Here is a 22,178-nt window from a genome sequence, read left to right on the forward strand (position 1 = left end):
CAGGAGACATGCATGAAAACCATCGTGGCAGCGGCTTGCGCCGCATTCGCCGCCCACTGCGCCATGGCGCAAACCGCTGGCGTGACGCTGTACGGCGTGGTGGACCTGGGCGTGCGCAACGGCAGCGGCCTGTCCGCGTCCAACGCGCCTGCGGCCGGTTCCACCCACAGCCTGGGCAGCGGCATCCACACCACCAGCCGCTGGGGCCTGCGGGGCAGCGAAGACCTGGGCGGTGGCGCCAAGGCGCTGTTCAACCTGGAGAGCGGGCTCAACGCCGACACCGGCGCACCCGCCAATGCCAGCAAATACTTCGACCGCGCATCCTGGGTGGGCCTGCAGGGCGGCTGGGGCACGCTGGCTCTGGGCCGGCAGACGACCACCCTCGCCGACGCCATCTCGCCGGTGGACCCGCTGGCGATGCGCTTTGCCAGTTTCAACCCCAACATCGGCGTGACGGCGCTGAGCCAGCACGGCCTGGGCATCGAATACGGCAGCGCGGGCGCCAACTCGGGCTCGTACCGGCTGGACAATTCAGTGAAGTACACGGGCCGCTTCGGCGGTTTCACGGCACGCGCGATGTGGGGCATTGGCGAAGTCACATCGCAGGCCTCGGCCCTGTCGTCACGCGGCGTGGGCCTGGCCTGGGCTGCCGATGGCTTGGTGGTGTCGGGCGCGTACCAGAGCTTCAACGACGTGAACAAACGCTCACTGGACGGTAGCACCCTGGGCGCCGCATACCAGTGGGGCACGGTGCGCCTGGCCGCCAATGCAGGCCGCAACAAGGCCGAGACGGCCGCAGGCCGCTTCACCGTGCAGCGCGTGTTGTCGGCCGGTGGTACCTGGGCGGCCACACCCTGGGTGGACCTGACAGCGGCCTACTACAAGGTGGACCGCTCGCGCACCGGCGCTGCCGATGACGGCTACGGCCGCCTGGTGGCGTTTGCCGAGTACAAGCTCTCGCGCCGCACCAAGGTGTATGCCGAGCTGGACAACACCCGCTGGCGCAACGGCTTCCAGGGCGCGGTCAACAAGGCGACCGCCACCGGCATCTCCGCCGGTGTGGTGCACACCTTCTGAGGCGCAACGCGGGGCGCGGTTGCACCGGCACTGGTGGGACTGTGCGACCATCGCCCCATGGAACTGCGCCAGCTTCGCTACTTCGTCCGCATCGTCGAACTCGGCTCCATGGGCCGCGCTGCGCTCGACCTGCAGATGGTGCAGTCGGCCCTGAGCCAGCAGATCAGTCGGCTGGAGGGTGAGCTGAGCACCCGGCTTCTGCAGCGCACCAGCAAAGGCACTGTGCCCACCGAAGCCGGGCTGGCCTTTTTCCGCGAGGCGCAACTCACCCTGCGCCACGCCGACCAGGCGGCGCGCGCCGCGCGGCAGGCCCGGCTGTCAGGCACCGTGAGCGTGGGCCTGGCGCCCACCACGGCGTCGGTGCTGGGCGTGCCCCTGATGCGCGCCATGCGCGAGCGCTACCCCGATGTGCGGCTGCACATGGTCGAGAGCCTGTCGGGCCACCTCTCCAACATGCTCAACGCGCGCCAGCTGGACCTGGCCGTTTTGTTCGACACCCAGCCCGCGCGCCGCTGGAGCGTGCTGCCGCTGCTGGAGGAGCGCCTGTTCCTCATCCGCAGCGCCCACGGTGGCGCCAGCACCTTGCCCGCCACACTGCCTCGGCGCCTGCGCCTGGCCCAGCTCAAGGCCGAACCCCTCATCCTGCCCACCGGGCCGCACGGCCTGCGCAGCCGCATCGACGCCGCCTTTGCCACCGCCAAGGTGGTGCCGCAGGTGGCGATGGAGATCGACTCGCTGGCGATGCTGATGGACGCGGTGAACGCGGGCCTGGGCAGCACCCTGCAGCCCTGGGCGGCCGTGGGACGCTACCCCGATGCCAGCGCCCGTTTTGACCTGGCGGAGTTGGCTGATACGCCTGCCAGCCGCCCGGCGGCACTGTGCAGCCTGTCGGACGATGAACTCTCGCCCGCCGCCCTGGCCACGCGCGTGGTGCTGGCAGATTGCGCACGCAGCCTGGTGCAGTCGGGCACGTGGGTAGGCGCCACGCTCGCGCCGCCTCTGCCTTAAAACAGACCCTCACAGGTTCAACCCCATGCCAGGCCATCACGATCCGTGATGGCCCCTTGCCCGTTCGGGCCTGCCCATACCGGGGCGAAATTCCTACAGTGGCGCCCAACCCCACGAACGGAAGCTCCCCGGTGCCTATCCCTCCCACTCCATCAGTCCCCGCGCCGCCCCCGGTTGATGTGCTGGTCATCGGCGGTGGCAACGCCGCCCTGTGCGCCGCCCTGATGGCGCGCGAAGCGGGCGCCAGCGTGCTGCTGCTCGAATCGGCCCCGCGCGCTTGGCGCGGCGGCAACTCGGCCCACACCCGCAATCTGCGCTGCATGCACGATGCGCCGCAAGATGTGCTGGTCGATGCCTACCCCGAAGAAGAGTTCTGGCAGGACCTGCTCAAGGTGACGGGCGGGCTGACCAACGAACACCTGGCGCGCCTGGTGATCCGCGCATCGTCGAATTGCCGCCCGTGGATGCGCCGCCACGGCGTGCACTTTCAGCCCGCGCTGGCGGGCACGCTGCATGTGGCGCGCACCAATGCATTCTTCATGGGCGGCGGCAAGGCGCTGGTCAATGCCTACTACCGCAGCGCGGAGCAGCTGGGCGTGCAGATCCGCTACGAAGCGCCCGTGGAGCGCATCGAGATGGAAGGCCGCCGCTTCATCGCCGCGCACTTGGCGAACGGCGAGCGCATTGCCGCCAAGGCCTGCGTGCTGGCTGCGGGCGGCTTTGAATCGAACCGCGAGTGGCTGCGCGAAGCCTGGGGCCAGAACGAACGCGGCGAGTGGCCTGCGGACAACTTCCTGATCCGCGGCACGGCGTACAACAAGGGCGTGCTGCTCAAGCACCTGCTCGACGACCATGGCGCCGACCGCATTGGCGACCCCACGCAAGCGCACATGGTGGCCATCGACGCGCGCGCGCCGCTGTACGACGGCGGCATCTGCACACGCATCGACTGCGTGTCGCTGGGTGTGGTGGTCAACCGCCATGGCGAGCGCTTCTACGACGAGGGCGAGGACTTCTGGCCCAAGCGTTATGCCATCTGGGGCCGTCTGGTGGCGCAGCAGCCGGGGCAGATTGGTTACTCCATCATCGACAGCAAGGCCATTGGCCGCTTCATGCCGCCCGTGTTCCCAGGCGTGAAGGCCGACACCCTGCCCGAGCTGGCGCAGAAGCTCGGCCTGCCCGTGGACACGTTCATGCACACGCTCGATGCCTACAACGCCGCCTGCCGCGTAGGCCAGTTTGACCACACCACGCTGGACGACTGCCACACCGAAGGCGTGGCGCCCGCCAAGACGCACTGGGCCCGGCCCATCGACACCGGGCCGTTCTATGGCTACGCGCTCAAACCCGGCGTCACCTTCACCTACCTGGGGCTGCACACCGACGACACGGCTGCCGTGCGCTTTGACAACCAGCCCAGCCCCAACCTGTTTGTGGCGGGCGAAATGATGGCGGGCAACGTGCTGGGCAAGGGCTACACGGCCGGTGTGGGCATGAGCATCGGCACCGCGTTTGGCCGCATTGCGGGCACACAGGCGGCGCGTGCCGCCTTGGCATCAAAACAGGGCTTACCGCCTGATGGTATTGCCTCAATAGCTATTAAATCAGGAGCAAACCATGCAAACGCTTGAGGCCCTGGCACGCGACGCCCGCGCGCTGGCGAACGGTGATGTCGTGCTTTCGCCCCCCGAAACCGAGGTGGCGCGCCAGCTGCAGATCTGCAACGCCTGCCGCTACTGCGAAGGCTTTTGCGCCGTGTTCCCGGCCATGACGCGGCGGCTGGAGTTTGGCAAGGCCGACATCCACTTCGTCGCCAACCTGTGCCACAACTGCGGCGCCTGCCTGCATGCCTGCCAGTACGCGCCGCCGCACGAGTTTGCGGTGAACATTCCGCAGGCCATGGCCCAGGTGCGCGGCCAGACCTATGCCGACTACGCCTGGCCGCCCGCGCTGGGACAGCTCTACCAGCGCAACGGCCTCACGTTGGCGCTGGCGCTGGTGGCCGGGCTCACGCTGTTCCTGCTGCTGGCCGTGGTGCTACATGGCCAGGGGCTGGCAGCCTTGTGGCACGCGCCCGTGGGCGGCTTCTATGGCATCTTCCCGCACAACCTGCTGGTGGGCCTGTTCGCACCCGTGTTCCTGTTTGCCGTGCTGGCGCTGGGCCTGGGCGTGCGCCGCTTCTGGCGCGATATCACGCCCGCGACCAGCGGCGCGCCGCTGAGCGCCCCCGCCACGGCCGAGGCCACCGATGCCGTGCTGCGCCTCAAGTACCTGGACGGCGGTCATGGCGACGGCTGCCACAACGAGGACGACGCCTACACCCTCTCGCGCAGGCGGTTTCACCACCTCACGTTCTACGGCTTCATGCTCTGTTTTGCGGCCACCAGCGTGGCCACGCTGTACCACTACCTGCTGGCAATGCCCGCGCCCTACGACCTGCCCAGTCTGCCCAAGCTGCTGGGCGGTGTGGGCGGCATCAGCCTGGCGATGGGCACTGCAGGCCTGTGGCGGCTGAACCTGCGCCGCCACTCACAACACGGCGATGCCGCGCAAAAGCCCATGGACCGCGCCTTCATTGCGCTGCTGTTCCTCACCGCCACCAGCGGCTTGCTGCTCTGGGCAGCGCGCGGCACCGCGGGCCTGCCACTGCTGCTGTGCCTGCACCTGGGCGCGGTGATGGCGCTGTTCGCCACCATGCCCTACGGCAAGTTTGCGCACGGCATCTTCCGCACCGCTTCGCTGCTGCGCCACGCGGTGGAAAAGCGCCAGCCCAACCCTATCGGCCTCGGTTCCGACTGATCGCTGCACCCCACCATCCACGATGAAGGAGACCCCATGAAAAAACGCACCCTCTTGATGAGCGCACTGGCACTCGCCACCGCTGCCGCGACGCTGTCTGGCGCAGCCCACGCGCAGGATTTCCCGCCCAAGAAGCCCGTCACGCTGGTCGTGGGCTTTGCCGCAGGCGGCGCGGCGGATGCGGCGGCGCGGCTCATCGCCAAGAAGCTGGGCGAAAACATCGGCCAGTCGGTGGTGGTGGACAACAAGGGTGGCGCGGGCGGCAACATCGCGCACCAGTTTGTGGCCAATGCAGCCGCCGATGGCTCGATGCTGCTGCTCGGATCGGTGGGGCCGCTGACCATTGCGCCACACCTGATGAAGCTGACCTACGACCCCTTCAAGGACCTGGCTGCAGTGTCGGGCGGGGTGAACTTCCCCAACGTGCTGGTGGTGCACAAGGGCGCGGGCGCCAAGACGCTGGCCGAGTTTGTGCAGCTGTCCAAGAAGAAGCCCGGCAGCGTGGACTTTGCCTCCACCGGTGCAGGCTCGGCATCGCACCTGGCGGGCGAGCTGTTCAACCAGCGCGCGGGCATCGACATGACCCATGTGCCCTACAAGGGGGGCGCCCCGGCATTGCAGGACCTGCTGGGCGAGCGCGTGACCTCGTACTTTGCCGCACCGCCCACCGCGCTGCCGCACATCGAGGCCGGCAAGCTCATCCCCCTGGCGACCACCGGCCTCACACGGCCCTCGTACATGCCCAACATCCCCACCGTGGCAGAGGCGGGCTACCCGGGGTTTGAAGCGCTCAACTGGTACGCCTTCGTGGCCCCCGGCAAGACGCCCGTGCCGCTGCTGGAGCGCTGGAACCAGGAGATCGTGAAGGTGCTGAACGACGCAGGCGTGAAGGAGGCACTGAACAAACACGGCCTCACGCCCCAGCCCACCACCCGTGCGGAACTCACGGCCTTCATGAAGAAGGAATCGACGCAATGGGCCACCATCATCAAGGAGCGCAAGCTCACCGCAGAGTGACCCGCCGCGACGGGCCCGGCGCGGGGCCAGGGCCTATCTACGCGGCCCCAAGGAGGCAGGCCCCACCATCCCGGCGCACCAGGCCGTCGTTCAGCAACTGCGCGAGCCAGGGCCCCAGCACGCTGGCATCACCGCTCCACTGGCCCGATTCGAGCAATGCGGCACAGGCGTCTTGCACCGATGCTCCCGCATGCAGGTGGCCGAGCCAGGCCGCCTGCGCGCCCTCCAGCGTCTGGAAATGCGGCTGGTGGCCCTTGCGCCAGACCAGCAGCGTAGCGGGCGCGGGCAAGGCGGTGGACTCGGGCACATCATCGTCTGCATGGATGGCATTCCACAGGCTCACCACGTTGGTCGTCACGGTGCGCAGCAAGGCGCTGGGGTGCAGCACATCGGCCCAGGTGGTCCAGTCGCCGCAGGTGGAGGCACTGTCCAGGTCCAGCACCGCCATGTCTGCTGTGTCAAACCGGGTGCGCAGGTCCCAATCGAGCTGGGCCAGCTCGTGCAGCTCGGGGTTGTCGGGATAGGCGGTGCGCAGCGCATGCACCAGGCCTTCGCCGTACCGGTTCAGGCTGTGCGTGCAGGGCGGGTGGGCCACGGCGTAGTCGCGCGCATGTGTTTCGAAGGTGTCGGAGCCCATGTAGAGAGCCGTCTTGGCATAGGTGTCGGCCAGCACCTCGGCCAGCCGCGCGCGGTAGGCGTGGTGGTAGATGCGCAGGCGGCCGGTGATGGGGTCTTCGGTGGTGCTGGGCGGTAGCGCTTCTGCCAGCACGCAGTCGGCAAAGTGGCGCTGCACTGCGGCCAGTGGCAACGGGTCCGCCGCTGGGGCCCAGGCCATGGCCACAGCGGTGGCGGATTCAGGCGAGGCCACATGCTCCGCCGCTATGCGCCGCGCCGTCGCCATTTCATCGAGCAGCTCGGCCAGCGGCGGGATGTGGTCGTCGCGCTCGATCATCGCGGCCACGGCGCCAAAGCGCTGGCAGGCCTGGGCGTACAGATTCCACACAGGCTGCGCCACCGGGTGGTCGTGCGTGTCGATGATGTGGTCGCCGTTGTTGCTGTGCCCGGCCAGGTGGATCTGCTGCACCCGGTGCGCAGGCAGGGCATGCAGGTAGGTCAGCGGGTCAAAGCCATGGTTCACGCTGCTCACGTAGATGTTGTTCACATCCACCAGCAGCAGGCAGTCGGCCTCTTGCGCAATATGGGCCAGGAACTGCCACTCGCTCGCGCTGTCGTGCCGGTAGCGGATGTAGCTCGATACGTTCTCCAGCACCAGCCTGCGGCCCAGCACATCCTGCGCACGGCGGATTTGCGCAATCACATGCCGCGCAGACTCGTCGGTGTAGGGCAGCGGATAGAGGTCGTGCAGCTGCTCGGGGCCGGGGCCTGTCCAGCACAGATGGTCGGACACCCACAGCGGCTCGATGCGGTCGGCCAGTGCCTTCACGCTTTGCAGATACGGCAGATCCACGCCCTGCGCTGCGCCAATCGACATCGCCACGCCATGCATGGCCACGGGGTAGTCGCGCCGGATGGCATCGAGCACCGCCAGCGGCTTGCCGCCGTCGATGAGGTAGTTGTCGGTGATGATTTCCAGCCAGTCGAGCGGCTGCTGGCGCGCGAGGAAATCGGCGTAGTGCTGCGTGCGCAGCCCCAGGCCAAAGCCAGTGCCGCGCGTGGCGATGGGTTCGTATGCCATGACTCAATCAAAGGGGGCGCATCGGCCGAGTGCGATGCAACTGGCGCGCCCCAAGGCGAGCACCGCCGCGCAAGGGCCGCCCCGCCGCGCTGGCGGTGTCCCCCTGGGGGGATGGCGCGCAGCGCCTCAGGGGGGCTTCTTGCCTTATCCCTTGATATCGCCGATGGTGCCCTTTTCCATGAGGCACTGCGCGGCCGTCTTGGCCTTGAAACCGTGGCCCTTGCAGGCGTTCTGGCCCTTGCAGCTGTGCTCGGCGGTGGAGCAGTCGCTGTTGCCCTTGCAGTCGTGCACGTTGTAGCAGTGCACCTTGTCGTTGGCGGCAACGGCCGCGCCCTTGGAGCCTTTGGGCGCATCGGCCGCAAAGCTGGTGGACGCCAATGCCAGCAGGGCAGCAGACAGGGCGAAAGAGGCGGTGGACTTGGCGTGGGTGGACAGCATGGTGGATGACTCCGTAAACGTTGAGGAACAAATCAAGCGGGTAGATCACGCGACACAGTGCCGCGCTCTCTGCCTGGTAATTCGCTCCCCGCGCGTTGCGGGTTACATGCAGTCCAGAAAAATTTTGCGTTGGGGCCCAGCGCTACTGCGCTGCGGGTTCCGTCACCGAAATGTCGGTGTGCACCAGGGTCAGCGGAAAGCGCTGGCCCGCCAGATAGTCCTCCAGGCAGCGCAGCAGCAGCGGGCTGCGATGGCGCTCGGGGCAGGCACGGATCTCGTCGGCCGTGAGCCACAGCGTGCGCACGATGCCGGTGTCGAGCGTGCGCCAGTCGTGGTGCGTGCCCAGCGTGCCCGCAAACGCAAAACGCATGTAGGTGAGGTCATCGCCCGTGCGGGTTTTGGTGAAGCGGTTGAGGTACACACCAATCAGCGCTGTGGGCTCGAAGTCGTGGGCCGTTTCTTCCAGCACCTCGCGCGCGCAGGCCTGGATGGGCGACTCGCCCGGGTCCAGGTGGCCTGCGGGGTTGTTGAGCTTGAGGCCGTCCGTGGTTTCTTCCTCGACCAGCAGAAAGCGGCCGTCGCGCTCGATGAGCGCGGCCACGGTGACGTTGGGTTTCCAGCGGTGGGGCATGGCGCGCATTATGACCATGCCGTGTGACGGCGGGGCAGCGCTCACGCCTTCTGGGGCCACTCAACCCCGCCCGCCGTCGCCCGCTCAATCGGATGGCAGGCCGCGCATCAGCGGGCGCCGCTCAGCGCCACGGGTGCCGCTGGCACGGGCCGCAACACCAGCCACAGCGCCGCAGCAATCAGGCCACCGCCCGCCACATGGGCCAGGGTCGCGGGCTCGCCCAGCAGCAGCCAGCCCCAGGCCACACCAAACAGCGGGATCAGGAAGGTGACGGTGAGCGCCTTGAGCGGCCCCACGTCGGCAATCAGCCGGAAATACAGCACATAGGCCAGGGCCGTGCACAACAATCCCAGCCCCAGCAGCGCACCCCACACGGGCGCCGGGGCCGCCAGCCAGGCTGTTGCGGCGGCAGGCTGGCGCAGCAGCTCCCAGGCCACCACCGGCACCAGGACCAGCACAGCCCCCATCTGGCTGCCCAGGGCCACGATGCGGCTGTCGAGCCCCCCGCGCTCAGTGATCCAGCGCTTGGTGAGAAACCCCGCCAGCCCATAACAGGCCGTGGCCACCAGGCAGGCCCCCATGCCGCCCAGCACCTCGGGCGTGAGTGCCACCGGCCCGGCCTGGGCCAGCACCGCCACGCCCGCCATGCCCAGCACCATCCCACCCACACGCGCCGCCGTGATGCGCTCACCAAACGCCAGCGCCCCGATGAGCACGCCCATCAGCGGTGTGGTGGCGTTGAGGATGGCGCTGTAGCCCGCCGGAAGGCTGCGTGCTGCCATCGCAAACATCAGGAAAGGGATGCCCGAGTTCACCACCCCCAGCACCAGCGTGGCGCCCAGCTTGCCCCCAAACCGCGGGCGCAAGCGCAGCACCACCAGCAGCAACGCCAGCCCCGTGGCGCCAAGCAGCACCCGGGCAAAGGTGGTGGGCAGGGCGCCCAGCACGGGCGCGGCCACGCGCATCAGCAAGAAGCTGCCGCCCCAGAGGGCAGCCAGCAGAAGGAGTCGCAGGAAACTGGGCAATGGCATATCGGCACCTGGAAGGTCGGTCAGCGGGAACTGGAGAACATGCGGTGTATTGTTGAAACTGCGTTGATTTCTGGCAAACGATTTATCCTCTACGGCTGTTTAGCAGCGATGAACAGCCTGGGCCCGCACCGATGAAACTCCCTCCACTGATTGCCGTGCGCTTTTTCGAAGCCACGGCGCGCCACCGCAGCGTGCGCGAGGCTGCGCGCGAGCTGCACGTCACGCCCGGGGCGGTGTCGCAGCAAGTGCGGCGCCTGGAGGATTTCCTGGGCTGTGCGCTGTTTGAGCGCTTGCCGCGCGGCCTGGCCCTCACCCCCGCAGGCATGGACTACCAGGCCGCCTGCGGCGAGGCGCTGGCCCGCATCGGCCACGCCACCGCCCGGCTGGCCGCAGGTGCGCGCCGCGTGGTCCGGGTGAGCTGCACACCCGACTTCGCGGCACGGTGGCTGGTGCCACGCCTGCAGCTTTTTCTGCAGCACGCGCCCGAGCTGGATGTGCACGTGAACAGCACCCACCGCGCGGTGGACCTGCTGGCCGAGGACATGCATTTCGCGGTGCGCCATGGCATCGGCCCCTACCCGGGCCTGCACGCAGAGTGGCTGCTGGACGACGACCTGGTGCCCGTGTGCAGCCCGCGCCTGGTGGCGCCCCGCCTCTGGGCCCAGCTGGCGGACATCACCGGCCCCCGGCTGCTGCACGACGGGCAACGCGACGACTGGCGCCTGTGGTGCCGCACCCAGGGCCTGGCACGGGTGGACAGCGGCCAGGGTGTGGTGTTTGCGGGCGCCAGTGGTGCCGTGGAGGCCGCCCTGGCGGGGCAGGGCTTTGCACTCGTGACACGCACCAAGGTGGCACGGGCCCTGGCCACCCGCGCTCTGGTCGGCCTGCAGGCCCCACGGGTGGCAGCGCCACTGGGCTACCGCCTGGTCTACCGTCCCGAGGCCCTGATCGACCCTGCGCTGCGGCGCTTTCGCGACTGGGTGTTGGACGAGGGCGCGCAGGCCGAAGGCATCAGCGCGGGGTGACGGCTACAGCGCTGCCGCCAGGCTGCGCACCATGTAACACGCGCCCTCGCCATAGGTGGCCAGGCGCTGGCGCTGCGCAGCGTCCTGCAGCACCTGCTGCACGTAGCCGTGGCGCGCCCAGTAGCCCTGCGAGCCCTGCACCGACACCAGCGCCGTGTGGCGCAAGCCTTCTTGCTGAGCACGCGCCCACAGCGGCGTGAGCAGCGCCTGCGCCAGTCCCTGGCCCGCGCGGGTGGGCAACACGGCCATGTCGTGCAGGTACAGGGTGTCGGCTGCAGATGTGGCTTCAAAGTCGCCATGCAGCGGGGTGACCTTGCCACGCACGCTGCGGTAGGCCGCCAGGTAGGCGCACACCGTGCCGCCCTGCTCCAGCACCAGCGAACAATTGGCGGGGCTGGCCAGGCGGCGGGCAAACACCTCGCCACTTTCTACAAACCCTTCGCCATAACAAGCCAGTTGCACGGCCAGCAAGTCGGCCAGATCGCTCAGCGCCAGCGGGCGCACCACCACGGACATGGGAGAGCTTCGCTGGGTCAGTGCGGCAGCACAGGGGCCTGCACAAAGTCGTCGAGTGACAGGCCCTTTTCCTTCAGCAGCGCCTCCAGCACGGGCTGCAGGCGGCCCAGGCTCTCCTGCACGGCCTCGCGCACGGTGTCCACCACCACCTGGGTGCTGCGCTCGATCTCGATGTTCAGGCGGTCGCCCACTTTTTTGTTTTCAAACACGGTGGCGCGGCGGGTCTCGGGGATCATCCAGATCTCGAACCAGCCCTCTTGCCGGTTCACCTCGGCCACCGTGAGGCTGGCGCCGTGGATGGCGATGTAGCCCTTGGCAAAGATGTAGCGGCGAAACGCCTCGGGCACGGCCACGCGCCAGACCAGGTTGTTGTCGAACTCGCGGCGTTCGATGAGCGTGCCGGTGAAGTCCACATGGCCCGACAACGGGTGGCCGCCGATCTCGGCGCCGTCCTTGGCCGCGCGCTCCACGTTCACGCGGTCGCCCTGCGCGTAGCTGCCCAGCGTGGTGATGTTCAGGCTCTGCAGCATCACGTCGAAGTTGGCCTGCGTGGGCGACAGGATCTCGGTGACCGTGAGGCACACGCCATCGGTGGCCACGCTGGCGCCAATGGCCAGGTCCTGGCAGAAGCCCTCGGGGAAATCGAGTGTGAACGTGCGCAGCCCTGCGCGGTCGTGAATGGCGGCAATGCCTGCCGTGGCTTGGACGATGCCTGTGAACATGGTGGCGCGGCTTCCGGGTACGTTGGAACGGGAACCGGGAATTTTGCCACCCGCAGCATTCAAAGGTGTCCCAAGGGTTGGAGCCCCCACACACCGGTCTTAACGAGGCCTCGCACCTGCCCGCAGCGCCCAAAACTGGCACGACCCAGCCCGGGGCAGCCGAGCAAGGGCCGCCCCGCAGCGAGGGCTGCGTCCCCCTGCCCGCGCGCAGCGCGAGAGCGGGGGGAAGACGCGAAGCGTCTCAGGGGGGGGGCCTCTTACCTTGCGCGCAGCAACTCGCCCACTTCGAGCAGCACCAGCTCGTTGTCATCCGCCTTGTTCGGGTCGCGGCTGCTGCTGAAAGGCAGGTTGTTGTCGTTGCCCACCACGATGTGTGTGCCGTCCACGATGTCCACGTTTTCAATGGTGAAGAACGGGAAGGTGAGCACGCCGTTGTTCAGCGGCTTTTTGGCCAGGCGCTTGGGGTCCTGGATGTTCATGAGGTCGATGAAGCCCACCTTGCGGATCTCGCCGCCCACGTTGGCGTCGCTCATCTCGACCTTGTAGACACGCTTGAACTTGGCGAGGTCGTGGAAGCAGTCCGTGCGCTTCTGGCCCTCGGGGCAGGCCTTGTCGGCCGTGCCTTCGCCGTTGTCGCGCTCGATGATCAAACCTGTCGTGCCGTCGATCATGTTGAAGTCGCCAATGGCGTGGTGGTTGGCCTCCAGCACGTACTTCCAGTGGCGGCCGGTCCATTGCTCCGTCTTCACATCAAATTCGAGCACGCGCAGGTACTGCTTGCCGCCCAGGTTTTCGTACGCCTTGGCGTTGTCGTTCCACAGCGCGCCTTCGAGCAGCGCATAGAGCTTGCTGCCGTCTTTGCTGGAGGCCATGCCTTCGTAGCCCTTGGAGCGCTTGACTTCAAACGGCGTGGGCTTGGCGTCGGGGGCGCCGGGCATCAACACTCCGGGCGCATCGGGCGAGCGCACGACCTTGCCGTCCACCTGCGTCTCGAACACGCCCAGCACCTTGCCGTTCAGGTCGGCCTTGATGAGGAAGGGGCCAAACTCGTCACCGATCCACAGCGCGCCACCGGCGAACTGGAAGCTCTCGGGGTCGAAGTCGGCGCCGGTCAGGTAGCGCGTGGCCGTGCCTTCGTGGGTGATGCGGAAGGGGATCTTCTTGTCGGGGTCGTGCAGGAAGAGGGTCTTGAGGCGGTTGAACTGGCCCGACTTGAAGTCCACGGTGTAGTGGCTCAGGTGCAGCATGAAGTCGGGCGAGTTGGCCTTGGAGCCCGCGCCGTTGTCGGTGAGGATCCAGAACGAGCCGTCGGCCATGCGCTTGATGCCCGAGTGGCCCTGGATGGGTTGGCCCTGGAAAGGCAGTGACACGCCGGTGTCGCGGCCGCCCGACCGACCCATCACGCTGCCCACGGCGTCCACGCGGCGCGGGGTGGTGAACTTGCCCGCCACCTGCAGGTCTTGTGGCGCGTCCTTGGGCGCGGAAATCACAGTGAGGGCGGGTAGCACGGCGTGGCCGGCCAGGGTGGCGGGGTAGGCCTGCTGGGCGATGGCAGGGGAAGAAGCGGCGGCGCAGGCCAGCGCGGCGCAAGCGGCCAGGGCAGAAAATCGGGACATGGTGGCAAGGGCAAAAAAGTAAAGCGGCCACGATGCCGCGAGCGCGTGACGGCGCTGTGACGGCCATGCCGCTGGCTTGGCGGGCAGGGCTCCGGGAAAGCTATTATTTTTATAGCTATTCAGGCTTACCCATCAGGCGCAGGAGCCCTTTTTCGATCAGATCAGACGCTGCACCGCCTGGCGCCGCCACACGCCATGGAAGTACAGCCCCTGCAGCACCATCGCGCACAGGTAAGTGGCGGGGTACGCCGCCCAGGTAGCGACCAGGCCCCACTGGCGGCCCAGCATCCAGCCCAGCGGCACGATGAGGCAGGCCAGGCAGCCCAGCGAGATGAGCGTGGGCACCAGCACCGTGCCGCTGGCGCGCATCACGCCCGAGTACACGCTGGCCAGCCCGAAGAACACCGCGCCCCACACGGTGATGCGCAGCACCTGCCCCGCGATGTCGATCACCCGCGCATCGGCCACAAACAGGCCCACCACCCAGGGCGCTGCGGCAAACATCAGCACGGCCAGGCCGCCGGTGAGCCACAGGTTCATGCGCATGCCGGTGCGCGTGACGGCCGCCAGCTGCTGGCCCTGCCCCGCGCCAATGGCCTGGGCCGCAAACACCGACGACGCCATGGCCACGGCCATCGCCGGGAACAACACGTACGACATGACCTGGCTGGCTGTGCCCCAGGCCGCCGTGGCCGCCGCGCCATGGGCATTGACCAGGCTGAGCAGGCCCAGGTCGGCCAGCGATCCGGTGATGAAGAACAGCCCCGTGGGCACGCCCAGCCGCACCAGGGTGCGCAGCAAGGCTGCATCGATCCGCAGCTGCGCGGCCAGCGCCCGCGTGGGGGCCAGCACATGGGCGCAGCGCCGCAGGTGCCAGGCCGTGTAGCCCAGCGAGCACAGCGTGGCCAGCAGCAGCGCGGCCACACCGCCCAGAATGCCCAGCGCAGGGAGCCCCAGGGCAGGCACGCCCCGGATGAACAGCGGCGCACACACCAGCGTGACCGCCAGCGACACCACCAGCGCACGCAGGGGTGTGACGGTGTCGCCCGTGCCGCGCAGCAGCGCGGCCGTGAGCATGGAGGTGAACAGCACGGGGAACAGCAGCACCATCCCCCGCGCATAGGCCACCGCCTGGTGCAACACATCGGCTGGCGTGCCCAGCAGCAACATCAGGGGCTGCACGGCCACCAGACCCACGGCAGCCAGCACCAGGCCCAGCAGCACCCCGGCGCACAGCGTGGTGCCCGCCACCGCATGCAGGCGCGCAGGGTTGCGCGCGCCAAAGGCCTGGCCCACCAGGATGGACGCCCCCGTGCCCAGCCCGAAGATGAAGGCGCTGAGCAGCAGGAACAGCGGCATGAACGAGGCCACGGCCGCGAGCGGGCCCGCGCCCAGCAGCCGCCCCACGTAGATGTGGTTCACCGTGCCGGTGAGTGCCTGCAGGATGTTGCTGAGCACCAGCGGGCCCAGGAAGACGAGAAAGCGGCGGTCGAGCGAAGGCGATGAGGGCGATGGAGGCGTTGTCATGGCGGCGGGTCCGTCGGGAGCCAAGGATTCCAGGCGCCATGGATGGTCACCCGCGTGCCCACCACCACCCGGTCAAACAGGTCGATCACATCGGCATGGGTCATGCGCACGCAGCCGTGCGACAGCGGCACGCCCATCGCGCAGTCATCGGGGCAGCCGTGGAGGTAGATGTAGCGGCGCAGCGTGTCCACCGCGCCGCCCCGGTTCACGCCCGGCTCGCAGCCGGTGAGCCACAGGATGCGGGTGAGGATCCAGTCACGCCCGGGGTGGGCGGCAGCAAGTGCGGGCGAATACACCTCGCCCGTGGCGCGGCGCCCCACAAACACCGTGCCAGGCGCGCAGCCTGCGCCCACCTTGGCGCGCACGCGGTGCTGGCCGCGTGGAGTGCAGCCGCTGCCGTTGCGTTCGCCCACGCCGTTCAGCGCGGTGGAGATGGTGTAGCTGCGCTCTGTGGCCCCGCGCACCACCAGGTGCAGCCGCTGCTGCGCCACGTCGATGTGCACTTCGGGGCCTGCCATCCCTGCCATCCCTGCCATCGGGGGTCAGCCTGCGGCCACCAGGCCCGCGCCGTGCCCGCGCGTGAAGGCTTCTTCAAACACCGAATAGCCCGACCAGTCGCTGTGCGCAAATGCCAGCCGCGCGGTGCGGGGGGTGGGGATCCACGCCGATTGCTCTGCATTTGATAGCTGCTTGCGCTTACTGGATGCGCGGAGAAGGCCAATTTGGCTCAAATATTCCAGCACCCCGGGTGTGGGGATGGCCATGGCGTGGCCGTAGCGGGTGATGTCCACGCGTGTGGCGCGTTCGCGCAGGTCGGGGTGGGGCACAGAGAGTGCGGCCAGCGCGGCATCGGCCCAGTGCTGCCAGGGCTGGGTGGCCAGCTGCTGGCGGCCGTCGGCCAGGTCGCCCAGCGCCTGGTAGTAGGTGAGCACGGTAGGGCCCGCGAGCGTGGCGCGGGTGTCCAGGCGCTGGTGGCCTGCGTTGACGTAGCCCAGGCCTCCGGCCGAGGGGTCGGCATAGAGCACGTTGTCCCACGCGGGCGCGGCGCCGGGGTGGTCGGCCAGCGGGCTGCCGATGTGGATGTTGGTCACCAGCCAGGGCGCCCACTGCAGGCGCTGCGCCGCGCCCGTGAGGAAGGCGGGCGGCTGCTGCACCACGCGCGCCGCCAGCAGCACGGGCAGCGCCACGATGCACTGCGGCGCCACCCAGCGCTCCACGTTGCCGGTGCTGTGGTTGAGGGCGTCCACCTCCACTCCGTGGCGGCCTTCGGTGATGCGCAGCACGCTGGTGGCGGTGCGCAGCTGGCCCTGTGCACGCAGCGGCTCGGCCAGGCGCTGGGTGATCCAGCCGTTGCCTTCGGGCCAGGTGAGCACGCTTTCGCGGGCTTCGTCCGGGGCCTCGCCGGGGGCATGGAAACCATGGCGGCTGGCAAAGTAGTGGATGCCCGCCCAGGCCGACACGCGGTGGGCGCCCGCACCATAGTCATCGCGGCAGCAGTAGTCGAGGTACCAGCGCAGGTGCACATCATCGAGCCCCTGCGCTGCCAGCCACTTATCAAAAGTAATAGCATCCAGCGCTTGATGGGCGAGCGCAAGCGGCTGTTTTTGGCTCCAGAGCTTGAGCGCAGGCATGGCAAACCGGGCGGCGCGGGCCTCGGCGTCCACGGCGCGCGCAAAGCGGCGGTACTGCGCCAGCGTGGCCTCGCCCACGCCGTGCACGGGCAGCAGGCCCTCCTGCCATTCGCCGTCAAAGAACAAACGCTCCTGCGGGCTGTGGCACAGGTGGCGTTCGTCGTACTGCCAGCGCCCGGCCACGCGGCGGCGCACGCCCAGTTCTTCGAGCAGGGCCTGCACCTCGCGCGCGTCGTCGCCGGGCACGGGCAGGTAGTGCGCGCCCTGCGGGCAGGGCAGGCCGCCCACCACCGTGCCCCGGCTGTTGCCGCCGGGGGCGTCTTCCAGCTCCAGCAGCGCAAAGTCGTGCACGCCCGCCAGCCGCAGCGCACGTGCTGCTGCCAGCCCGGCCACACCACCGCCCGCAATGATCACCTGCGCGCGCCGCACCACGGCGGGTGCGGGCAGGTTGCCGGTTTTCAGCAGGTCGCGCAGCTGGTGGCCGCGTGTGATGTCGATGCCGGTGAAGCCGCCCAGCAAAGGCGCTGCGGCGCGCTCACACCCGCCCAGGGCGGCCGTGGCCAGGGCGGCAGCGCCCGCCACAAACTGGCGGCGCTGCAGGGTCCATGCGGTCATGGGGTGGGGCCTCGCAGGGTCTCAATCATTCAATCGGCCCAGCGCGCACGCACTTCCAGCAGCTGGGGCAGCAGCGGGGCGAACAGCAACACCAGGGCGGGGTCGAAATGCTGGCCCGCCTGGGCGGCGATGTGGTCCAGCGCCGCCTGCACGGGCCAGGGCTCCTTGTAGGGGCGGCGGGTGGTGAGGGCGTCAAACACGTCGGCAATGGCCACGATGCGCGCCGACAGCGGGATGGCCTCGCCCGCAAGGCCCCGGGGGTAGCCGCTGCCGTCCCACTTTTCGTGGTGGGCCAGCGCAATCTCGCGCGCCAGCTGCAGCACCCCGGCCGGGTGTTCGCCAATGATCTCGGCGCCGATCTCGGGGTGGCGGCGCATGGTGGCCCACTCGTCGGCATCCAGCGGGCCGGGCTTGCGCAGCACGGCGTCGGGGATGCCGATCTTGCCCACATCGTGCATGGGCGCGGCGTTGAGCAGGTCTTCGGCCCAGGCCGGGCTGCAGCCTGCGGCCAGCGCCAGCAGCTGCGCGAAGTAGCTCATGCGGATCACGTGCATGCCGGTTTCGTTGTCTTTGTATTCGGCCGCGCGGCCCAGGCGCTGCACGATCTGCAGGCGGGTCTCGCGCAGCTCGTCCAGCCGCACCAGCGACAGGTGGGTGCGCACGCGCGCGCGCACCACGGGCGGGCTCACGGGTTTGGTGATGTAGTCCACCGCACCCGCATCGAACCCGGCGGTTTCGTCCTGGCTGTCGGTGAGGGCGGTGATGAAGATCACCGGGATGGCGGCGGTGGCGGCATCGGCCTTGAGCGTGCGGCACACGGCATAGCCGTCCATGTTCGGCATCATGATGTCGAGCAGCACCAGGTCGGGCCGCTGCTCGCGCGCCACCTGCAGCGCGCGTTCGCCATCGGTGGCAAACAGCAGGCGGTAGTCGGCCTGCAGGACGTGGCGCAGCACCTGCAGGTTGGTGGGTTCGTCGTCCACCAGGAGCAGGCGGGGCCGCAGGTCGGGGGTGGGGTTCATACGGGGTTCTCCGTGGGCGCATCGATCCAGTGCGTGCGCAGCTGCTGCAGCTGCGCCAGCGCCTGGTCGAAGTCAAAGGTGTCGATGGCCTCCTGCAGCCGCTCCATGGCATCGGCGGGCAGCAGCTGCGCCAGTTCGTCCAGCGGCGGCTGGGCCAGTTCGGAACGGGCCAGGGCCTGCTGCAGCGCCTGGGCGGCCGCATCGGCCTGGGCGCGCTGCGCAGGTGCCAGGGGCATGTGCTGGCCCACGCCGGGGGCGGATGCCGTGGCGGCGTCCAGCTCCTGGGCCAGGGCCTGCTGCACGGCCAACAGGGCGGCGGGCAGCGCGGGCACCAGCGAGCCCAGGGCGGTGCGGTCCAGCGTGTGGGCCGCTTCTTCGATGCGCTGGGCCAGCGTCTGCATGGGCGCCAGCGCCAGGTTGCCCGCCGCCCCGCGCAGGCGGTGGGCCAGGGCGCGGGCGCCATCCATGTCGTGCCGGGCCACCAGGGCCTGCAGGGTGGCAGGGGTGGCCTCGTAGTCGCCCACAAACCGGGCGATGGCGTCGCGCAGCAGCGCGCGCTGGCCCCACAGGCGAGTGCCGCGCTCCCAGTCGATGGCGGTGTGCGCCTGCGCCGTGGGCGATGGCACGGGGGCCAGGCTGGCCAGCGAGGACGCCGCCGTCAGCGCGCCCCAGCCCGATGTGGCGGGATCGGGCTGCAGCTTGAGCACGCGGGCGATCTCGCGGAACAGGCGGGCGGGCTCCAGGGGTTTGCTCGCAAATCCGTCCATGCCCGCAGCGCGTGCGTTGCGCCGGTCCTGCTCCAGCACGCTGGCCGACAGCGCGATCACGGGCACGGGTTTGCGGCGCTGCTCCTGTTCAAACGCACGCATGCGGCGCGTGGCCTCCAGGCCGTCCATGCCGGGCATCTGCAGGTCCATCAGCACCAAGTCAAAGCGGCCTGACTGGAAAGCCGCCACGGCCTCTTCGCCGTCGCGGGCCACGGTGGTCTGGTGGCGGCCCTTGTCCAGGTGGATCTGCAGCAGCTCGATGTTGGCGGGCACGTCATCCACCGCCAGGATGCGCAGCGGGGGCAGCTGCACCGCATGGCTGGTGGTGGCCACGGCCTCGGTGGCCTGGCCCAGGGGCAGCGGCAGGCACACGGTGAAGGTGGTGCCCACACCCAGGGTGCTGCGCACGCTGATGCTGCCGCCCATCAGCTCGACCAGCTGGCGCGAGATGGTGGTGCCCAGGCCGGTGCCGCCAAACTGCCGGGTGGTGGAGGCATCGGCCTGCGCGAAGGGGTCGAAGATGCGGTCCAGGTGCTGGGCCGCGATGCCGATGCCGGTGTCTTCCACCTCCACCACCAGGGTGCCGTCCCGGTAGTCGAGCCGCAGCAGCACATGGCCGCGCTGGGTGAACTTGAGCGCATTGCCCAGCAGGTTGAGCAGCACCTGCTGCAGCCGCAGCGCGTCGCCGCGCAGGTAGGGCGGCACCTGCTCGGTGGTGAGGCACTGCAGCTCCAGCCGCTTCTTGGCGGCGTGGATGCGCAGCGAGGCCAGGATCTGGTCGCACACCTCGGGCAGGGAGAAGTCGGCGATCTCCAGCTCTACCGCGCCTTTTTCGAGCTTGGCCGTGTCCAGGATGTCGTTGAGCAGCCGCAGCATGGAGCGCGCCGAGTGCTGCACCGTGCCCAGGTGGCGGCGCTGCTGGGCGTCCATGGGGGTGTCGAGCAGGGCCTCGGTGAAGCCGATGATGGCGTTCATGGGCGTGCGGATTTCGTGGCTCATGTTGGCCAGGAAGGTGCTGCGCGCGGCGGCGGCCTGCTCGGCGCGGTCCTTGGCGGCGCGCAGCTCATGCTCCATCGCTCGGCGCTGGGTGAGGTCGGTGGCAAATTTGACGACCTTGAAGGGCCTGCCCTGGGCGTCGAAGATGGGGTTGTAGGTGGCCTGGATCCAAATGCGCCGCCCGTCCCGGCCCAGGCGCAGGTATTCACCGCCGTCCAACCGGCCTTCGCGCAGCTGCTGCCAGAACTCGGCGTAGGCCGCGCTCTGGGCGTAGGCGGGCTCGCAGAACATGCGGTGGTGCTGGCCCACGATCTCGTCGAGCCGGTAGTCCATCAGCTCGCGGAAGTTGGCGTTGGCGGTGATCACATGGCCCTGCAGGTCGAACTCGGCCACGGCCAGTGCGCGGTCGATAGCGCGCACGGTGCTCTCGAACTCGGCATTGCGCTCCTTGAAGCCGGTCATGTCCATGATCACGCCGTCGATCCACTGCACCTCGCCACCCGCGCCTACCACGGGGCGGCCGCTTTCGGACACCCAGCGCATGCGACCCTGGCGGTCCACCAGGCCAAACTCCACGTGGTAGGGGCGGCGCAGCGCGATGGCGGCCGACACCTCGTTCCACAGACGCGGCACCTCGTCGGGCACCGTGAGCTGCGTGAAGTTGACGCGGCCTTCCAGAAAGTCCTCCGGTGCCCAGCCTGTGAGCGCCGTCACAGCGTCGCTGATGAAGAGCATGGTCCAGTCCGCGTCGTAGCGGCAGCGAAAACTCACGCCCGGAATGTTGTCCATCAGCGAGCGCAGGCGCTGCTCGCTGTCGCGCAGCTCCTGCTCCATGGCGTGGCGCTGGCTCAGGTCGCCGATGAAGCCCACAAACAGCGGGTCGCCATCGAGCTGCACACGCCCCACCGAAATGCGGATGGGCACGGTGCTGCCATCGCGCCGTACCGCCCGCACCTCGCGGCTGCTGCCGCCTACCACGCCGCCGCCTTGCCCGCCCAAGTAGCGCTGCAGGTAGCCGTCGTGCAGGGACCGGTCGGGCTCGGGCATGAGCATGGACACGTTCTGTCCCAGCACCTCGGCAGCGGGCCAGCCCAGGATGTGCTCGGCCGCCGCGTTGAACGACTGCACCACGCCCTGGGCGTCGATCATCACGATGCCGTCCACCGTGGTTTCGGCAATCGCACGCAGCCGCGACTCGCTCTGGCGCACCTTCATGAACATCTGCCGGTAGCGCAGGCCCGCATTGATGGCCACCACCAGCAGGCCGATGACCACAGCCACCACCGCCACGGCCACAGCGAGCGAGGTGCTTTCGGCAGCGGCTAGCAGCACCAGTTCATCGGGTGCGTCGGTGAACCGCAGCGCCGCCATGCCCGTGTAGTGCATGCCCGCAATCGCCAGGCCCATCACCGCCCCGGCCGCGCTGTTCAGGTACAAGGGGCGCCACTGCACCACACGCTCCAGCCCGAAGCGCACCCACAGCGCCACGATGGCCAGCAGCACCGCCACCAGCACCGAGGCCACAAACCCCCAGGGGTCGTAGCGCATTACCGTGGCCCACTGCGAGGCGGCCATGCCGATGTAGTGCATGGCGCCAATGCCCGCACCCACCAGCACCCCGCCCACCACCAGGGCCATGCGGCCGACCGTGCGGCGCATCAGGAGCCCCAGCGCAATCCACGAGGCGAGCACGCTGGGCAGCATGGACACCACCGTGGTGGCCGCATCAAATTGCCCGCGCGCGCACACGGCAAAGGCCAGCATGCCGATGAAGTGCATGGCCCAGATGCCCCCGCCCAGCGCCAGTGCGCCCGAGCCCCGGGCCATCTGGCGCATGAAGCCAGTGTCCGCCCGCCGGGCCAGTGCCGCCATCTGCAGTGCCAGCACCGAGGCCAGCACCGCCATCAGCACCGACAGGGCCACGAGCCAGGGGTCGTGCTTCGCCCACAGCAGGGGGTAGGCCGGGGCGTTGGAGAGAAAAAAGGAGTCCAGCATGGGGTTCGCCTGCGGCAATCAGGTCATCGCGCGGTGTTTGTCCGGGATT

At 69.0% G+C, this 22,178-nt stretch carries 18 protein-coding genes; 6 read left to right on the forward strand and 12 right to left on the reverse strand.

From position 1 onward, the window contains the following. Nucleotides 1-12 precede the first annotated feature (12 nt). The 5 genes from AvAM_RS24005 (at nucleotide 13) to AvAM_RS24025 (ending at nucleotide 5,901) form a co-directional block, all read left to right on the forward strand. Nucleotides 13-1,077, forward strand: coding sequence for a porin (locus tag AvAM_RS24005; protein WP_137749412.1), 1,065 nt, complete (start codon nucleotides 13-15; stop codon nucleotides 1,075-1,077). Nucleotides 1,078-1,134: 57 nt separating this feature from the next. Then, on the forward strand, nucleotides 1,135-2,085 hold the full coding sequence (locus AvAM_RS24010) for a LysR substrate-binding domain-containing protein (RefSeq protein ID WP_137749413.1): 951 nt from the start codon (nucleotides 1,135-1,137) through the stop codon (nucleotides 2,083-2,085). 137 nt (nucleotides 2,086-2,222) lie between these two features. Beyond that, nucleotides 2,223-3,716 carry an FAD-dependent tricarballylate dehydrogenase TcuA gene (gene tcuA, locus AvAM_RS24015; protein ID WP_137749457.1) on the forward strand — a complete coding sequence of 498 codons (1,494 nt, stop codon included), beginning with the start codon at nucleotides 2,223-2,225 and terminating at the stop codon, nucleotides 3,714-3,716. After that, nucleotides 3,703-4,884: a tricarballylate utilization 4Fe-4S protein TcuB gene (tcuB, locus tag AvAM_RS24020; RefSeq protein WP_137749414.1), complete on the forward strand. Its 1,182-nt coding sequence runs from the start codon at nucleotides 3,703-3,705 to the stop codon at nucleotides 4,882-4,884. Before tcuA ends, tcuB begins: the two co-directional genes overlap by 14 nt. A 36-nt stretch (nucleotides 4,885-4,920) precedes the next feature. Next, nucleotides 4,921-5,901, forward strand: a complete 981-nt coding sequence (locus AvAM_RS24025; protein ID WP_137749415.1) for a tripartite tricarboxylate transporter substrate binding protein — start codon at nucleotides 4,921-4,923, stop codon at nucleotides 5,899-5,901. A gap of 37 nt (nucleotides 5,902-5,938) precedes the next feature. Here the strand turns inward: AvAM_RS24025 and AvAM_RS26095 are convergent, their stop codons facing one another. From AvAM_RS26095 to AvAM_RS24045, 4 genes are all read right to left on the reverse strand, one after another. Further along, nucleotides 5,939-7,597 (reverse strand): DUF692 family multinuclear iron-containing protein, encoded by a 1,659-nt coding sequence (locus tag AvAM_RS26095; protein ID WP_137749416.1) that lies wholly within the window; start codon nucleotides 7,595-7,597, stop codon nucleotides 5,939-5,941. 144 nt (nucleotides 7,598-7,741) lie between these two features. Further along, the gene (locus AvAM_RS24035; protein ID WP_171012387.1) at nucleotides 7,742-8,035 is read right to left on the reverse strand and encodes a hypothetical protein; all 294 of its coding nucleotides are present in this window, start codon (nucleotides 8,033-8,035) and stop codon (nucleotides 7,742-7,744) included. Nucleotides 8,036-8,177: 142 nt separating this feature from the next. Beyond that, nucleotides 8,178-8,666, reverse strand: a complete 489-nt coding sequence (locus AvAM_RS24040) for an NUDIX hydrolase (protein WP_137749417.1) — start codon at nucleotides 8,664-8,666, stop codon at nucleotides 8,178-8,180. A 107-nt stretch (nucleotides 8,667-8,773) separates the two neighbouring features. Beyond that, a complete protein-coding gene (locus AvAM_RS24045) occupies nucleotides 8,774-9,697 on the reverse strand; it encodes a DMT family transporter (RefSeq protein ID WP_137749418.1) in 924 nt (307 codons plus the stop codon). A 131-nt stretch (nucleotides 9,698-9,828) separates the two neighbouring features. On the opposite strand from AvAM_RS24045, the gene AvAM_RS24050 reads away from it, so the two are divergent. Beyond that, on the forward strand, nucleotides 9,829-10,722 hold the full coding sequence (locus AvAM_RS24050; RefSeq protein ID WP_137749419.1) for a LysR substrate-binding domain-containing protein: 894 nt from the start codon (nucleotides 9,829-9,831) through the stop codon (nucleotides 10,720-10,722). Nucleotides 10,723-10,725: 3 nt separating this feature from the next. On the opposite strand, the gene AvAM_RS24055 is transcribed toward AvAM_RS24050, so the two are convergent. The 8 genes from AvAM_RS24055 to AvAM_RS24095 all read right to left on the reverse strand — a co-directional run bounded on the left by AvAM_RS24055 (nucleotide 10,726) and on the right by AvAM_RS24095 (nucleotide 22,129). Beyond that, on the reverse strand, nucleotides 10,726-11,238 hold the full coding sequence (locus tag AvAM_RS24055; RefSeq protein WP_137749420.1) for a GNAT family N-acetyltransferase: 513 nt from the start codon (nucleotides 11,236-11,238) through the stop codon (nucleotides 10,726-10,728). Between the two features lie 17 nt (nucleotides 11,239-11,255). Next, nucleotides 11,256-11,960: a riboflavin synthase subunit alpha gene (locus AvAM_RS24060; protein WP_094289742.1), complete on the reverse strand. Its 705-nt coding sequence runs from the start codon at nucleotides 11,958-11,960 to the stop codon at nucleotides 11,256-11,258. Nucleotides 11,961-12,217: 257 nt separating this feature from the next. Continuing rightward, complete coding sequence (locus AvAM_RS24070) at nucleotides 12,218-13,576, reverse strand: esterase-like activity of phytase family protein (protein ID WP_137749421.1); 1,359 nt, start codon at nucleotides 13,574-13,576, stop codon at nucleotides 12,218-12,220. A gap of 156 nt (nucleotides 13,577-13,732) precedes the next feature. After that, nucleotides 13,733-15,103: an MATE family efflux transporter gene (locus tag AvAM_RS24075; protein ID WP_137749422.1), complete on the reverse strand. Its 1,371-nt coding sequence runs from the start codon at nucleotides 15,101-15,103 to the stop codon at nucleotides 13,733-13,735. Further along, complete coding sequence (locus tag AvAM_RS24080) at nucleotides 15,100-15,621, reverse strand: L,D-transpeptidase (protein WP_137749423.1); 522 nt, start codon at nucleotides 15,619-15,621, stop codon at nucleotides 15,100-15,102. Before AvAM_RS24080 ends, AvAM_RS24075 begins: the two co-directional genes overlap by 4 nt. 24 nt (nucleotides 15,622-15,645) lie before the next feature. Continuing rightward, a complete protein-coding gene (locus AvAM_RS24085; RefSeq protein WP_137749424.1) occupies nucleotides 15,646-17,349 on the reverse strand; it encodes an FAD-dependent oxidoreductase in 1,704 nt (567 codons plus the stop codon). A gap of 29 nt (nucleotides 17,350-17,378) precedes the next feature. Continuing rightward, a complete protein-coding gene (locus AvAM_RS24090; protein ID WP_137749425.1) occupies nucleotides 17,379-18,371 on the reverse strand; it encodes a two-component system response regulator in 993 nt (330 codons plus the stop codon). Then, nucleotides 18,368-22,129, reverse strand: coding sequence for a PAS domain S-box protein (locus tag AvAM_RS24095; RefSeq protein ID WP_137749426.1), 3,762 nt, complete (start codon nucleotides 22,127-22,129; stop codon nucleotides 18,368-18,370). The genes AvAM_RS24090 and AvAM_RS24095 overlap by 4 nt, the downstream gene beginning before the upstream one ends. Nucleotides 22,130-22,178 lie beyond the last annotated feature (49 nt).

Origin of the sequence: Acidovorax sp. NB1 (genome assembly GCF_005405905.1) — a bacterium.
In the GTDB taxonomy this organism is placed as follows: Bacteria; Pseudomonadota; Gammaproteobacteria; order Burkholderiales; family Burkholderiaceae_C; genus Acidovorax.

Excerpts from the sequence above, each read along its gene's own strand:
- AvAM_RS24005 (WP_137749412.1), top strand. The coding sequence starts at position 13 with ATGAAAACCATCGTGGCAGCGGCTTGCGCCGCATTCGCCGCCCACTGC.
- AvAM_RS24010 (WP_137749413.1), top strand. The coding sequence starts at position 1,135 with ATGGAACTGCGCCAGCTTCGCTACTTCGTCCGCATCGTCGAACTCGGC.
- tcuB (WP_137749414.1), top strand. The coding sequence starts at position 3,703 with ATGCAAACGCTTGAGGCCCTGGCACGCGACGCCCGCGCGCTGGCGAAC.
- AvAM_RS24025 (WP_137749415.1), top strand. The coding sequence starts at position 4,921 with ATGAAAAAACGCACCCTCTTGATGAGCGCACTGGCACTCGCCACCGCT.
- AvAM_RS26095 (WP_137749416.1), bottom strand. The coding sequence starts at position 7,597 with ATGGCATACGAACCCATCGCCACGCGCGGCACTGGCTTTGGCCTGGGG.
- AvAM_RS24035 (WP_171012387.1), bottom strand. The coding sequence starts at position 8,035 with ATGCTGTCCACCCACGCCAAGTCCACCGCCTCTTTCGCCCTGTCTGCT.
- AvAM_RS24040 (WP_137749417.1), bottom strand. The coding sequence starts at position 8,666 with ATGCCCCACCGCTGGAAACCCAACGTCACCGTGGCCGCGCTCATCGAG.
- AvAM_RS24045 (WP_137749418.1), bottom strand. The coding sequence starts at position 9,697 with ATGCCATTGCCCAGTTTCCTGCGACTCCTTCTGCTGGCTGCCCTCTGG.
- AvAM_RS24050 (WP_137749419.1), top strand. The coding sequence starts at position 9,829 with ATGAAACTCCCTCCACTGATTGCCGTGCGCTTTTTCGAAGCCACGGCG.
- AvAM_RS24055 (WP_137749420.1), bottom strand. The coding sequence starts at position 11,238 with ATGTCCGTGGTGGTGCGCCCGCTGGCGCTGAGCGATCTGGCCGACTTG.
- AvAM_RS24060 (WP_094289742.1), bottom strand. The coding sequence starts at position 11,960 with ATGTTCACAGGCATCGTCCAAGCCACGGCAGGCATTGCCGCCATTCAC.
- AvAM_RS24070 (WP_137749421.1), bottom strand. The coding sequence starts at position 13,576 with ATGTCCCGATTTTCTGCCCTGGCCGCTTGCGCCGCGCTGGCCTGCGCC.
- AvAM_RS24075 (WP_137749422.1), bottom strand. The coding sequence starts at position 15,103 with ATGACAACGCCTCCATCGCCCTCATCGCCTTCGCTCGACCGCCGCTTT.
- AvAM_RS24080 (WP_137749423.1), bottom strand. The coding sequence starts at position 15,621 with ATGGCAGGCCCCGAAGTGCACATCGACGTGGCGCAGCAGCGGCTGCAC.
- AvAM_RS24085 (WP_137749424.1), bottom strand. The coding sequence starts at position 17,349 with ATGACCGCATGGACCCTGCAGCGCCGCCAGTTTGTGGCGGGCGCTGCC.
- AvAM_RS24090 (WP_137749425.1), bottom strand. The coding sequence starts at position 18,371 with ATGAACCCCACCCCCGACCTGCGGCCCCGCCTGCTCCTGGTGGACGAC.
- AvAM_RS24095 (WP_137749426.1), bottom strand. The coding sequence starts at position 22,129 with ATGCTGGACTCCTTTTTTCTCTCCAACGCCCCGGCCTACCCCCTGCTG.